This is a genomic window from Microbulbifer bruguierae, from assembly GCF_029869925.1.
GTDB classification, from domain to species: domain Bacteria; phylum Pseudomonadota; class Gammaproteobacteria; order Pseudomonadales; family Cellvibrionaceae; genus Microbulbifer; species Microbulbifer bruguierae.
This window is the reverse complement of the sequence record NZ_CP118605.1, coordinates 2,553,392-2,567,500: the sequence shown is the minus strand read 5'-3', so window position 1 is coordinate 2,567,500 and position 14,109 is coordinate 2,553,392. Positions and strand designations below refer to the sequence as shown.

Sequence of the window (14,109 nt, the reverse complement as noted above, 5' to 3'; positions counted from 1 at the left end):
TGGAAACATGACGTAAGCGTTAGTCAATGCGCGTCCAGTCGTAAGTAGTCGTTTGTGTTGTATGGTCAAGCGACTAAGCGTATACGGTGGATGCCTTGGCAGCTGGAGGCGATGAAGGACGTAGGAGCCTGCGAAAAGTCTAGGGGAGCTGGCACACAAGCTTTGATCCTGGAATGTCCGAATGGGGAAACCCACCTGTTTACAGGTATCGCATAGTGAATACATAGCTATGCGAGGCGAACCCGGGGAACTGAAACATCTAAGTACCCGGAGGAAAAGAAATCAACCGAGATTCCCTGAGTAGCGGCGAGCGAAAGGGGATTAGCCCTTAAGCTCTTTATGTTTTAGTGGAAGGATCTGGAAAGTTCCGCGATACAGGGTGATAGCCCCGTACACGAAAAGGCACATTGAGTGAAATCGAGTAGGTCGGGACACGTGTTATCTTGACTGAATATGGGGGGACCATCCTCCAAGGCTAAATACTCCCAGCTGACCGATAGTGAACCAGTACCGTGAGGGAAAGGCGAAAAGAACCCCGGAGAGGGGAGTGAAATAGAACCTGAAACCGTATACGTACAAGCAGTAGGAGCAGACTTGTTCTGTGACTGCGTACCTTTTGTATAATGGGTCAGCGACTTATTGTCTGTAGCAAGGTTAACCGCATAGGGGAGCCGTAGAGAAATCGAGTCTTAATAGGGCGTTTAGTTGCAGGCAATAGACCCGAAACCCGGCGATCTATCCATGGGCAGGTTGAAGGTTGAGTAACATCAACTGGAGGACCGAACCCACTAATGTTGAAAAATTAGGGGATGACCTGTGGATCGGAGTGAAAGGCTAATCAAGCCGGGAGATAGCTGGTTCTCCTCGAAAGCTATTTAGGTAGCGCCTCGCGTCTCACCCTCGGGGTAGAGCACTGTTTGGGCTAGGGGTCATCCCGACTTACCAACCCCATGCAAACTCCGAATACCGAGGAGTGCAATCGCGGGAGACACACGGCGGGTGCTAACGTCCGTCGTGAAAAGGGAAACAACCCAGACCGCCAGCTAAGGTCCCAAATACCAGTTAAGTGGGAAACGATGTGGGAAGGCCCAGACAGCTAGGAGGTTGGCTTAGAAGCAGCCATCCTTTAAAGAAAGCGTAATAGCTCACTAGTCGAGTCGGCCCGCGCGGAAGATATACCGGGGCTCAAACTGGTAACCGAAGCTGCGGATGCAACTATGTTGCATGGTAGAGGAGCGTTGTGTAAGCCGCTGAAGGTGGACTGTGAGGTCTGCTGGAGGTATCACAAGTGCGAATGCTGACATGAGTAACGACAAGGGGGGTGAAAAACCTCCCCGCCGGAAGACCAAGGGTTCCTGTCCAACGCTAATCGGGACAGGGTTAGTCGGCCCCTAAGGCGAGGGCGAAAGCCGTAGTCGATGGGAAACAGGTTAATATTCCTGTACTTGCAATTGCTGCGATGGAGTGACGGAGAAGGCTAGGCCAGCATGGCGATTGGTTGTCCATGTTTAAGGTAGTAGGCTGGGGACTTAGGCAAATCCGGGTCCCTAAGGCTGAGAGCTGATGACGAGTCTCTTTAAGAGACGAAGTGGTTGATGCCCTGCTTCCAGGAAAAACTTCTAAGCTTCAGGCAATTGTGAACCGTACTCTAAACCGACACAGGTGGTCAGGTAGAGAATACCAAGGCGCTTGAGAGAACTCTGGTGAAGGAACTAGGCAAAATGGTACCGTAACTTCGGGAGAAGGTACGCCGCTGACGGTGATCGGACTTGCTCCGTAAGCTGTTGGCGGTCGAAGTGACCAGTTGGCTGCGACTGTTTATTAAAAACATAGCACTCTGCAAACACGTAAGTGGACGTATAGGGTGTGACGCCTGCCCGGTGCCGGAAGGTTAATTGATGGGGTTAGCGTAAGCGAAGCTCTTGATCGAAGCCCCGGTAAACGGCGGCCGTAACTATAACGGTCCTAAGGTAGCGAAATTCCTTGTCGGGTAAGTTCCGACCTGCACGAATGGCGTAACGATGGCCAAGCTGTCTCCACCAGAGACTCAGTGAAATTGAAATCGCTGTTAAGATGCAGTGTACCCGCGGCTAGACGGAAAGACCCCGTGAACCTTTACTATAGCTTTGCACTGAACTTTGAGCCTACTTGTGTAGGATAGGTGGGAGGCTTTGAAGCAGTGACGCCAGTCACTGTGGAGCCATCCTTGAAATACCACCCTGGTATGTTTGAGGTTCTAACTCTGGTCCATGATCTGGATCGAGGACAGTGTATGGTGGGTAGTTTGACTGGGGCGGTCTCCTCCCAAAGAGTAACGGAGGAGTACGAAGGTGCACTCAGCATGGTCGGAAATCATGCAATGAGCATAATGGTATAAGTGCGCTTGACTGCGAGTCAGACATGACGAGCAGGTACGAAAGTAGGTCATAGTGATCCGGTGGTTCTGTATGGAAGGGCCATCGCTCAACGGATAAAAGGTACTCCGGGGATAACAGGCTGATACCGCCCAAGAGTTCACATCGACGGCGGTGTTTGGCACCTCGATGTCGGCTCATCACATCCTGGGGCTGAAGCCGGTCCCAAGGGTATGGCTGTTCGCCATTTAAAGTGGTACGCGAGCTGGGTTTAGAACGTCGTGAGACAGTTCGGTCCCTATCTGCCGTGGGCGTTGGAGATTTGAGAAGAGTTGCTCCTAGTACGAGAGGACCGGAGTGAACGAACCTCTGGTGTTCGGGTTGTCACGCCAGTGGCATTGCCCGGTAGCTATGTTCGGACGGGATAACCGCTGAAAGCATCTAAGCGGGAAGCCTCCTTCAAGATGAGATCTCCCTGACTCCTTGAGAGTCCTGAAGGGCCGTGGAAGACTACCACGTTGATAGGCTGGGTGTGGAAGCGTTGTGAGGCGTTGAGCTAACCAGTACTAATTGCCCGTGCGGCTTGACCATACAACAGAGATGGTTACTAACGATTGACTGATCGAATGAGATCAGCGGATTGTGAGCCGAGAGACGCAGTGTTCGATTGATCGACTTGCGGTGTATTACTACAGAATGTTTTACCGAAGTATTTGGGTTGACTGTTATCGCTAAAAAGCGAGTGCAAACGGACAGTCAAGCGGCAGCGCAGGGCAAAGAGCCCATAAGACCAAGCCAACCCAAGCCAGTTTGCCTGACGACAATAGAGTTGTGGAACCACCTGATCCCTTGCCGAACTCAGAAGTGAAACGCAACATCGCCGATGGTAGTGTGGGGCTTCCCCATGTGAGAGTAGGTCATCGTCAGGCATCTAAAAAAGAAAACCCCCGCAGGGAATCCTGCGGGGGTTTTGTTTTTTGGATACGATGATTTTTTTTACTACCTCGCAGCGCAAAGTGCTGCCATGTGAAAGGCCATGCACCGAAGGTGCAAAGGCTAGGGCGCCGAAGGCGTCGCCCCGCGATGGCGAGCACCGCTCGCCACCCACTGTAGGTCATCGTCAGGTTTTATTCCAAAAGCCCTGATCGCTAACGCGGTCAGGGCTTTTTCTTTTTTACGCCGCCGTGAAAAAAACAAAGGGTCACCCGATCGGGTGGCCCTTTTTTATGTGCGAAAACCTAAGCCGAACAAACTCCCAACGTCGCTTTTTTATACGTTTTCCAATACCTCCACGCCATGCGGTCCACGCTTAATATCCCCGGCTTATCCCCAGCTCTATCCATGATTTCTGTGGGTAAACCGCGATTTAGAGAAGAAGCGGAGAGTAAAATTGGCGTAGTGGATAAATTTATCCACGAATTAAACGGACTCTGTGGGTATTTGTGTACAAATTTAAATGGGTAGAAAATCCCCGAGAAATACTGTGTATAACTCGTCGCCTACAACCGGCGCATGGAAAGCAGAGGCATGCTTTGGCGTACTTTTGTTAGTTTCTCTGCATCCAGAACGGCGGTTATGACAGATTCACCCTCACCGGCCTCTGCGAGAATCTCTCCCCAGGGATCAATGATCGCGGAATGTCCCCAGGTACGACGTTTAGGGGAGTGTGACCCGCCCTGGTTGGCGGCAATGATATAGCAGCCATTTTCAATGGCCCGGGCACGCAGCAGCGTCATCCAGTGTGCTTCCCCGGTGGTATATGTGAAGGCGGCTGGAACTAGAAAAACTTCGGCACCAGCCATGGCCAGGTGCCGATAGAGTTCAGGAAAGCGCAGGTCGAAACAGATTGTCAGCCCAAGCCCTGCCCAGGATGAGTTTGCTACACAGGGGGACTCTCCTGCTTCAATCGTTGCAGACTCCCGGTAGCGACCGGCAGCGTCTGCGACGTCCACATCGAACAGGTGCATCTTGTCATAGCGTGCCTGTAGATGGCCTTGATCATCGTACACAAGGCACGCAGAGCGACTACGTTCGCCTTCAGTGTGATTCCCGTCCGGGCGCTCCAGGAGCGGCTGCGCACCGCCTACCAGCCAGATCCCCAGTTCCGCAGACCACGTTTTTAGTGCGTATTGAATGGGATGAAGTTCGGCACAGGTATTTCCATCTCTGACAAAGTGCTCGGCAACAGAAAAGCTCCCCGTACCGGACAAATGCGCGAAGTTTTCCGGTAGCAATACTAGTTTGGCTCCGCGATTGGCTGCATCTGCCACCAGCTTTTTCGCTCGTATGAGATTGTCTTTGACGTTATCGCCACTCACCATCTGTACCGCTGCGACGCAGACATTTTTCACGCTGTTACTCCCTGTAAATCTGTGTTCAAAATTTTTTGGATGCTGTTTGTCAGATCAATTTAGAGAAACTTTAACCAGATTACTTTCTGCCAATAGGGACTTTACGAACAGTGCCCGTTCACTATGCTCGCTAAGGTCAAAGTTCAGTCGGAAACGATTTTTGGCAAGTGCTACGCGCTCGCTTTTGCCGTTACTCAGGCTGGCTCTGTGCATTAACGCCATATCACCTTCATGTGCGGTGAAATACAGCCAATCATCACGCACCTTCCAGCGATTTGGAGAGGCTGATGGCAGCTCAGCTATAAAGTGCGGGTTGTGGTCCTTCTCCATTAGCCAAGCTCTATTGTCGGCATCAATGCGTAAAAACCGTTCGTTGCTCAGGCGTATATCAGCGAGATAGCCCGGTATGATCAACGTGGATTTTCCTGATTTCAGATCATAGTTATAGAGCTTCACGGTTCCCTTTTCGTGCTTGGAAAACTGCAGGCCGCTCTCATCCGGTGACCAGTTGGGGAAACCAACGAGCTCAGCACCACTGGAAATAAACTCCAGGGATGGCGTCTCGAGGTTCATCACGAACACCCTATCGTTCAGGACACCGGCGATATGACTTCCTGCGGAATTCAATGTAAGTGCTGTCACCCGGGCATCAGATGAAAATTTATAGATCTCCACGGGACTGCCGCGATGGCTTCTGTACTTTAATTGGAGTTCAGATCCGGTATTGGCAAGAAAATAGAGCCCGCGCTGATCTGTACTAAATAATGGAAAGTCTTCCGCCCCTGGTAGATCAAGGTTGCGCGAGGCCATTAACGGGCGCTTCAGAAACGGATTCGGCTGCTCCTGTAGGTCGAGAAAATTTCCATTGTGTCGGCGCATATATACGCACTGAGGGCCGCAATGATGGAAAACGTCGTTGATACCGTCGGGTAGTGGGTTTAGCACGGATAGCACATTCGCCGTAAGTTGAAAAACCTGCATGGCGCCGAAAAAATTACTCATCACGACTTCACTGCTTTCTTCTGACCATGCCAGGTGATTCGCTGTAAGTTTGAGAATTCTGGTGTGCAGCAGGCTACCCGTAGTCTTGTCCAGAATGAGAAGCTCCTGCTTGCCTGCCTCCACTTCTCTGAGTACCGCAAGCATATTTCCATCCGGTGATTCGCGGGCAAATATATCCCCAGCGCCTTGTACGTTCGGTGCTGTAATCGTCTCTAATTTCCCGGACCCCAAATTAAGTATGGAAATACCTGCGGGTATCCCTGGGCGGGGGTCGTCTTTCAGGTATACCGCTCGTTCTGTTTGTGACCAGGAAAGCAGGTAGCGGCGCGTAGGCTGATCAGTTAAAAGGGGCTGTTCTGCAACTATCCCCTGGTCTGGATCGAATCTGGCGAGATAATGTTCCAGCTTACTGCCAAGGCTGCGGGAGTAAACGAGCTCTTGTCCATCTGGAGACCAGTGCGCATTGGCGTAATTAGCCGACTCCCAGGTTAATCGCTGCACCTGCTGTGTATCCAGATCTTTAACATACAGCTGAAGGAAGTCGTCTTTGTTGGATCGGTGAGAGAAGACCAGACGATTAATCGCGGGACTGTAGTCCGGGCTCACTTCTGAGCCTGTCATACGTGTGAGAAGTTCTACCCTGGTACTGCCCTGCTCGCGATCGCCAGTTATCCAGAGTCCAGCCAAAATAATGGCACAAACACCTAGGCCCACAATTATCGGGGAAGCCGTGCTTAGACGCCGCGGGAAGGATTTACTGTGTTTTGCGTCGCTGGTGTGGTGGGGTAGCACCGGCGCAATCAATCGATAACCTTTCAGGGGTTCGGTGCGGATGTAGTCAGGATCTCGTGCACTGTCATCAAATGCATCGCGCAACTTCTTGATCATTGCCCGCAATGCATCGTCACTTACCACACGCTCTGGCCAAATATGGTTGGTGATGGATTCTCGGCTCAGGGTGTCACCGGCGTGCTCCGCCAGCAATTGCAGTAACCCGTTTACCTGCGGCTCAAGCTTTGTTTCCGTGTCATCACGGCTCAGTATCCCGCGCGCAGGATCGTACAAATAATCGCCGATGTTGTATCTCTGGATCACCGCACCCGGACCTCAGTTAATTCTTATAAATCAGAAGGTTACACCCCATGTGAACAAATGTGACCGGCATACCGGCCAGATATTCACACAGGTTCACAAATGTTCCTTTGCGCCAGCAGCTTGGCGACCGCTATTTATTGGCCATTAAAACACAGCTATGGGTATCGGGATGGGCCCGGCAGTCGTGGCTGTGCTAACGATGGAGGAGATCCGTAATGGTCTCGAGATTCAGAACAGCGCTTTTGCTCATAATACTTTTTCACTGTCAGGTGTGGGCGGCGCCACCATTGAGTGATGAGCAGCACCGCCAGCTGGGCGATGAAATCGATCAGATATTGCGACGGACACACACTCCGGGTGCGGCAGTTGCGCTATTTGAGCCCGATGGCTCCGTTTGGCGCTACACCGCGGGGTTTAAAAATATCGAACGCCGTGAACGTGTAGAACCGGATACCATTTTCCGTATTGGCTCGGTGTCCAAGGTGTTCGTCAGTCTTGCGATCATGAAATTGGTGGCGGATGGCAAGGTGTCCCTCCAGGACCGCCTGGTGGATGTGGCGCCAGAAATCGAATTTCACAATCCGTGGGAAAAGGATCATCCGCTGCGAGTGGTGCATCTGTTGAACCATACCAGTGGCTGGGATGCGCCCCATGGACCGGAGTTGACCGGACGTGGTGGCGAACCGCTGAGCACAAAGGAAGTGCTTGCATTACACCCGCACTCCCGAGAATCCCGCTGGGTGCCGGGAACCCGCTCGGCCTATAACAATACCGGGCCACTGGTGGCTGCCTATGTGGTGGAAAAAGTCAGTGGTACGCACTTCGAGGATTATGTGCAGACACAGTTTTTCGGTCCACTTGCCATGGGCGACAGCGGATACTACTTCGATGATCAGTACCGATTGAATGCGGCAGACTTGTATCGCGGTAGCGAGCTACTGCCATATTGGCATCTTCCCAATCGGGCAGCTGGCGGTATGCATGGCAGCCTGGAGGACATGATTAAATTTGTGCGCTTTATGCAGAGCCCTAACCAGGCAGGGCCAGAAAGTATACTCCCCGAATACTTGGTGCGGACGATGGAGCAACCCAGTGGCTCCCAGGCCGCTGATGCGGGCTTGCAAGTTGGTTGGGGTATGGGGCTTACCTCATTCCATCATAAAGGTGTGGTGTTGTACGGACACGAAGGTGCATTGCCGGGCGCACGCGCCCTGGTCGTTTATGAGCCTCACGGTAATTTAGGGCACGTCGTACTGACTAACGGCAACAGTACCGCTACCGCGCAGATCCACAAACTGCTCACCGAATATGGTGATGGTGGGCAGGACACTGAGAACGTTGTAGTGCCGGCTGTGGCGACTAAAGCCGATTCCACGCTGGCGGGTTTCTATCGGTCAATCAGTCCGGTTGCTGATCGATTCCGTATTGCGAACAGTTTGATGCCCTGGAAAATTTCCGTGGCAGATTCGGAACTGGCGTTGTCGCCGGTACTTGGCGGTGCACCGCGCACATTGCAGGTGTCCGAAAGCGGCCAGTACCTACAGCCATTTACCGGCCGTGCAGCACTGGTACAAACCGAAGACCCGCTCGCTGGTCATGTCGTCCATTACGGGCCCATGACGTTACAGAAAACGAACGCCGTTACTGCACTGGCACCAATGGTGTTGCTGGCTACCTGGTTGGTGGCGATACTCGCAGGGCTGGTTCACTCACTGATTTGGCTGGTACGGAAGCTTTTCCGCCGTGGGTTATCGCGAGCAGATAGCAGTTTGCGGAGATGGTCACTGTTACCGGTAACGGGTCTGCTGATGGCCGGGACTGGTATCCTGATGAGCATAAGCAGCAGTGAGCCCTATGCGTTATCGGCTAGTGTCACCGTTCCCTCGCTGATGGTTTTCGCCGGCCCGGTGGTATTTTTAATAGGTTCGCTGTGGAGCCTGCGCATATGGTATCGCGAGCGGTTCGATGCGAAAGCTGGGTTTTGGTCCGGTCACGCAACGTTACTGATTTTTCTGAACGTCAGCCTGGGTTTATACCTACTCAGCTACGGTTTGATCGGTACTCGCTTGTGGGCTTGAGTTTCCGGCCTGAATCGGAAAGAAATTGACCTTCGGTTTGGGAGAGTGGCCTGCGGCATGGTGCCGCAAATACATCAGCGCAGGCTGCTCCGTTCTCGCCACCAGGTCATGCTCAGCAGTGCCAGTAGTGCGAGAGCAATCCAGGATAGTGGAATTGGTTTTGTGTCCGCCAATACCTGTTGCTGTGGGCCGAGGCGCGCGCTGCTCATCTGTGCGGACTCTGTGCGGGTGATTGCCGTCTGCCACTCGCTCCAGGCATCCTGCGCAAAAACATACAGTGCGAAGGATGTTGTACCGAGCTGGTACCACCCCGGTTGCTGGGGCCAGTAATTGTAACAGCGCCCCTGCTCGCTGCTGCTGGCAGCGACTGTTTGCAGTGGCTTGTTGCGCGCTTCATTTTCTGCGTTTTGATCCAGATCCAGTACCTTTAACTCGGGCGGTGTTTCGCTGAATTCACTACTGCAAAGAGTGAGTCGCTGCTGCGCGCGCGGGAGTGGTGTGCTCAGGGTAATTTCGCCATAAGTACCCCGCAACGCCAGTTGGTGGTCAAGCAGCTGCTTCCACAAAAGGGCAAACTCGCTGGCTAAACCTGCGGTTTGCCAGCGATAACTGTTGCGAAAAAACACGAATCCCAGGGATTGCTGCGGCTGTACCCGAGCCCAGTAAAGGGTGTGCTCACCCGTGGCAAGACGTGAATCGCCGCTGCGGATTTCTCGGGGCCTGAACCCGGCGAGCTGCAGAGTGGGTGCTTGTTGCGCTGTGGTAGCGGTGTCAGTCCCATAGGCCGCAGACGCAACGGCGATGCTGTCCAGCGGCATTCCCTGCGCGCTGGCGTAATCGATAAAGCCCCGCGGACTATCGTTGTCTACCAGCCACAAGAGGGACTTTGACTGCGAGAGCGTCGCGAGTTGTCGCCGCTGTGCAGTGCTCAGTTGTGGCCACAGGCGGCTATCCAGGATGAGCAGATCAAAGGGGCTGTCGGCCGCCAACAGGTCATTTTTACGCAATGGCTGACCGTTAAATGTCTCGCGCCGTTGCATCTCCGGTGCCAGTTGGGTAACTACCTGTGTAGGCGTAGCTGACTGGCGCAGCCAGCGCGCCAGCGCGCCAGTTTCAAACCCGGGGCGAGAGAGCCAAAGCAGCACACGCGGGTTTTGTGCCTCGCGCACGATTACCGGCAGTATCTCATTGCGTGCGACGATGGGGGTAACTTGTGTATCGGCTGTGGCTTCATCGTTTTCTGCGATTTCATCGATGCGCACCCGGTACTGCCAGTTACCGACCATCTTTGGCCACGCCTGCATCTTCGCATGGCGATCTTCCGCGCCCAGTTGCGCGCTATCCACTGCGCCACCAAACGGGTCTTCTAGGGTGAGTTTCAGCGGGCGCTGGTAACCGCCCTGTAGCGATATATCCAGCTGCAGGGGTTCCCCCAGGATCACCTCCCGCGACCACGCGACTTGCCAACCCGGTTTGTCTGTGACTTCCTCGCCCTGCAGGCGTACCGGTGGAAAGTCCCGCAACGCATCGCGGGACAAGCCATCTCCGGTAACGCGCAGCGACTTGGCCGCGGCAAGTTTTTCCAGGGGCGGTTGGGTGTCCATGCCGGGAGTCAAAGTGACCTCCTGGGTAACCGCTGTCTCTGGAGGCAGCAGCGAAGGGGGCTCGAAAAGCGCCCATACCAGCAACCAGATTGCAGACTGCAGCAACACACCGATGGCACGCCGGGATACAGGACCTCGCTGACGCAACGTCAACCACAGGGATATAGCCAATCCGAGTACACAAATAGCGGAGAACACGCTCATCGCTTTACTTCCCCCGCGGATTGCTGCAGCCACGCCGTGTAACTACCGGATGTTGTGCGGTGGCGGGGCAGGGTGGGCGTCGCCTTTGGTGCGGGTAACAGAGCGTAAAGAAACGCCGACAATTGCTGGCGGCAATCGCTGCAGTTTGGCTGTTGTCGGTAGCGACGCAGGTGCTTGGCCAGTGTGATCTGTAGGGCGTTGTCCTGACGTAGCGATTGCAGTTGCCACAGCGTACTTTCAATTTGTTCATCAAGGGGCTCGCCGCGCTGTACCTGCGTCAACATCGCCAGTAGCTGGTCGCGTTCGGCGTGTTCACCATCGCGATCGACTCTTGGCGGCGGAGTCTGATCGTGTTCGCCAGAGAGTCGCCGGGTTTCATCCAGAGGTGGGGTTTCAAAGCCGACCCGCTGCAGATAAATACGGGACGCCTGCTGCACCTGCTTGATATAACGCAGCGCGTTGTGCTGATAGGGCAGGGAAGCGCGGGGCTCGATCACCGAGAGGTCCCGCCATGCACTCCACATGGCATTGAGGGCACTGCGCAGTAGTTCCTTGGTTTCCGGGTCGAACAACGTGGCATGTTCGGAACTGTCGTGCGCGTGGCCGACGGCGGCGATCACACCACTGGCATCGCCGAACTGTTGCGATGTCGCACTGGATTTTTCGTGATTGTCGTGATGAGCCTCGCCATCATCGTGACCTTTTTCAGTGTGACCTTCTTCGTCCTCGTGTGCGTTGGCAGTGGCCTCATGGGTATCACCGCCGTGTTCCATGGCTGAATCCTCCTCGCCGAGGAAGCGACCGTAGCGCATGCGCAGTAGGTTCTGCTCGTAGGCAAGAGACTCTGAACGTTTGCGGAATTCCTGAGCGCTGATACTTTCCTGATCTGCCAGCAGAGCTTCAGTATCGATAATCAGCTGTCGCTGACTGCGGAAATATTCCGGCAGTATCTTGATCGCCATACCTTCGGTATCGCTCAGGCCAAAAATTTCCTCCTGGGGCCAGCGCAGGATGAAATGCTGACTCTTCACCACGTTTGCGGTGGGGGTGCGATTGTCACTGGCCTCCAGATACCAGTAGAGCTCATCACCGGGTTCAATTTGATAGCGATCTACCGGGATGGCAAAACGGTAAGCTTTCTGTGTGCCATTAACACTCTGGGGGTGGAGCTTTATTCGTTCATTGCGAAAGCGCACATTCTCACCGCTCCCGCTAGCCAGGGTCAGTAGCAGGTCTGTTTCCACCACCTGGAAATCATCGGTCACTGCAACGCTGACATTCAGTAGCGAAGATTCTGCGCCTGGTTCCAGATTGACGATGGTGACGTTGTCCTGAGGATAGTCGAATGCGAATTCGGGGCCCTGATCGGCCGTGATATTGATATTGTACAAATCCGGTAACAGAACCTGACCGCTATCCCCACTCTTGGCGACCGCGGGTGTGATTGCCAGCTGGTAGAAGTCGGACTCGGTCAGTGTACGAGTCAGTTGCCAGTGGCGGCTGGGCAGGGCATCGGCAGAGTTAAATGACAACGTTTCCTCTGCGGCCAGCATCTGTAGTCCGTCTGCCGCGCTATTTAGGGTAATACGCCAGGTAATGCGCGAGCTTTCCACCGTTTCCAGTTCCAGCGTGCCGCTGTGGGGTGCAAGTCCGGTGTAGGCCGGGGGTTCGATGCTTGTGCTGGCGTCGCTGATCGGGGATGCCCCGGTTTCCCCGGGGCGGGCTTCATGGCGGTTATTGTCGATAGTATTGCCAGTGGCCAATCCGCTGAACTGTCCGGCAATTGAATAGAACAGCAGGCCGATCACTGCACCGGCCGCAGCGAGTAAGGGACTGCGCAGCTGATGCGGGCCGAACGCTTTGAGGGCACCGCTTTCCGTCAGTTGCTGCAATGCCGCGATTGCGCGTCGCTGCTGCAGCCGGGCTACCGGGGCCAGGGTTTGTGTATCTGCCAAAAGCAGGTGGCAACTGTCCTGTAGTGCGGGGTAGCGCGCGTCCAGTCTGGTGCAGATTTGCGAGCGCGATGGCCGCCATTGGGGATCGCCAAGTAATGCCAGTGCTACAGCCCCCAGGCTTGCAGGGAGAATCCACGCTGGCATTGATAAGTATTGCTGGCACAGCCAGGCGACGCCGCCGCCAAGGTAGCTGAGAAAAACATAGGGCAGCAGGCCGGACAGATACCAGCGCCATAGAGCCTTGTTCAGCACGGGCGAGATGTTGCGATTAAGCACCTTACTCACGTTCGCCACCTCCAGACACGGCAGCGGATCGAGAAAGTGCCACCGAGCGTTCAAGCATTAGCAACAGCGCGAACGCCAGTAGCAGGGCATTGCGCAGGGGGCTCGCAAACTGCTGCATTACCTCGGAATCGGCAACTGCGACTCCCGGGAATCCCTGAGCGGTGTCGATCGACCAACGGCCGCGTGAATCCCGTAGCCAGAGCCAATCTTGTGTGGACCAGTGCCGCCATAATGACGGCGGCAGTTGCGCACGTTGAAAAAAATCTTCGCGGTGCCAGTCGCCGCGGTAGCGCAGCCAGCTACCGCGTCCGATCGCACTGGCCTCGAGTTCGCTGTCTGCTTCCCGTTCGAAAAATTTCAACGCCGTTGCACCGGTTACCCGCCTATCGGTAATTAGCAGGCCGCCGTTCTCCACGAATTGGTGCAGGTGTTCCGGCAATGCGCCGGGCGTATCGTAAATGACCCAGTCAATATCCTGTGCATCCAGCAATGCGGTAGCGGGATATTGTTCCAGTGCAAGCCCAGGCAGCGGGCCTTCTGCCAGTTGTTGGATCACCGGTGCCAGCCATGTGGGGCCCTCGCCCAACTGGGCAATCCGGGGTGGCGTGGGGGCCGTATCTGCGGCATCGGTCTTTACCGAATGCCACTGCCAGTGGGGACTGACGCGCAGGGTATCGTATCCGTCTGGATTCACTGCGTTGTGCAGCAGGATATGCGCGTACCGGAATTCGCCGACGCCAGCGAGCTGTGACAGCGTCTGCCAGAGATCTGTCGCCTGCGGTCGCGCACTGGCGGTGGCGGTGGGCGTTGCCTGCAGCCAGAAACTTTTATGTATCTGGGGGTGCTGCGACAGAAATTTTGCGAGAGACTCCGGAGTAACTTGCGGATCCACCAACAACACCTGGTCTGAAGGCTGCGCATCCCGCAACAGAAATGGCTGCACCAGCAGGAGAATCAGGAGGAGGAGCAGCAATAGCCGCAGTAGCAGTAATAACGTGTCGCGCAGAAACAGTTTCTTCCAGCGTCGGTGGCGCTGTTGTTGCAGCCAGTGCACCGCCGCAAAGGTAATTTCCCGGGGGTTGCTGCGGCGCAACAGGTGAATCACTACCGGGATCGCAAGTGAGGCGCATAACCACAGCCAGACGGGGGACTCGATCAACAAAACGTGGGGCCACGACATA

Annotated in this window: 6 protein-coding genes and 2 rRNA genes; 3 read left to right on the top strand and 5 right to left on the bottom strand. The window is 54.7% G+C overall.

What is annotated here, in order from left to right:
• The first annotated feature begins 63 nt into the window (after window positions 1–63).
• Together PVT68_RS10645 and rrf are read left to right on the top strand one after the other, a co-directional pair.
• Window positions 64–2,945, top strand: a 23S ribosomal RNA gene (locus PVT68_RS10645).
• A 222-nt stretch (window positions 2,946–3,167) separates the two neighbouring features.
• Window positions 3,168–3,283 (top strand): 5S ribosomal RNA (gene rrf / locus PVT68_RS10640).
• Window positions 3,284–3,853: 570 nt separating this feature from the next.
• Here the strand turns inward: rrf and PVT68_RS10635 are convergent.
• On the bottom strand, window positions 3,854–4,705 hold the full coding sequence (locus PVT68_RS10635) for a carbon-nitrogen hydrolase family protein (protein WP_280317861.1): 852 nt from the start codon (window positions 4,703–4,705) through the stop codon (window positions 3,854–3,856).
• Between the two features lie 54 nt (window positions 4,706–4,759).
• Window positions 4,760–6,802: a winged helix-turn-helix domain-containing protein gene (locus tag PVT68_RS10630; protein WP_280317859.1), complete on the bottom strand. Its 2,043-nt coding sequence runs from the start codon at window positions 6,800–6,802 to the stop codon at window positions 4,760–4,762.
• A 287-nt stretch (window positions 6,803–7,089) separates the two neighbouring features.
• Between PVT68_RS10630 and PVT68_RS10625 the strand changes: the two genes are divergently transcribed.
• Window positions 7,090–8,880, top strand: coding sequence for a serine hydrolase domain-containing protein (locus PVT68_RS10625; protein WP_280317857.1), 1,791 nt, complete (start codon window positions 7,090–7,092; stop codon window positions 8,878–8,880).
• Window positions 8,881–8,954: 74 nt separating this feature from the next.
• Here the strand turns inward: PVT68_RS10625 and PVT68_RS10620 are convergent, their stop codons facing one another.
• Genes PVT68_RS10620 through PVT68_RS10610 form a run of 3 tightly spaced genes read right to left on the bottom strand, consistent with a single transcriptional unit; the run spans window position 8,955 to window position 14,108 of the window.
• Window positions 8,955–10,688 carry a hypothetical protein gene (locus PVT68_RS10620; protein WP_280317855.1) on the bottom strand — a complete coding sequence of 578 codons (1,734 nt, stop codon included), beginning with the start codon at window positions 10,686–10,688 and terminating at the stop codon, window positions 8,955–8,957.
• A complete protein-coding gene (locus tag PVT68_RS10615) occupies window positions 10,685–12,928 on the bottom strand; it encodes a hypothetical protein (RefSeq protein WP_280317853.1) in 2,244 nt (747 codons plus the stop codon). Before PVT68_RS10615 ends, PVT68_RS10620 begins: the two co-directional genes overlap by 4 nt.
• Entirely contained in the window at window positions 12,921–14,108 is a 1,188-nt protein-coding gene (locus PVT68_RS10610; RefSeq protein ID WP_280317851.1) for a BatA domain-containing protein, read from the bottom strand. Before PVT68_RS10610 ends, PVT68_RS10615 begins: the two co-directional genes overlap by 8 nt.
• Window position 14,109 lies beyond the last annotated feature (1 nt).

Excerpts from the sequence above, each read along its gene's own strand:
- PVT68_RS10620 (WP_280317855.1), bottom strand. The coding sequence starts at position 10,688 with ATGAGCGTGTTCTCCGCTATTTGTGTACTCGGATTGGCTATATCCCTG.
- PVT68_RS10610 (WP_280317851.1), bottom strand. The coding sequence starts at position 14,108 with ATGTCGTGGCCCCACGTTTTGTTGATCGAGTCCCCCGTCTGGCTGTGG.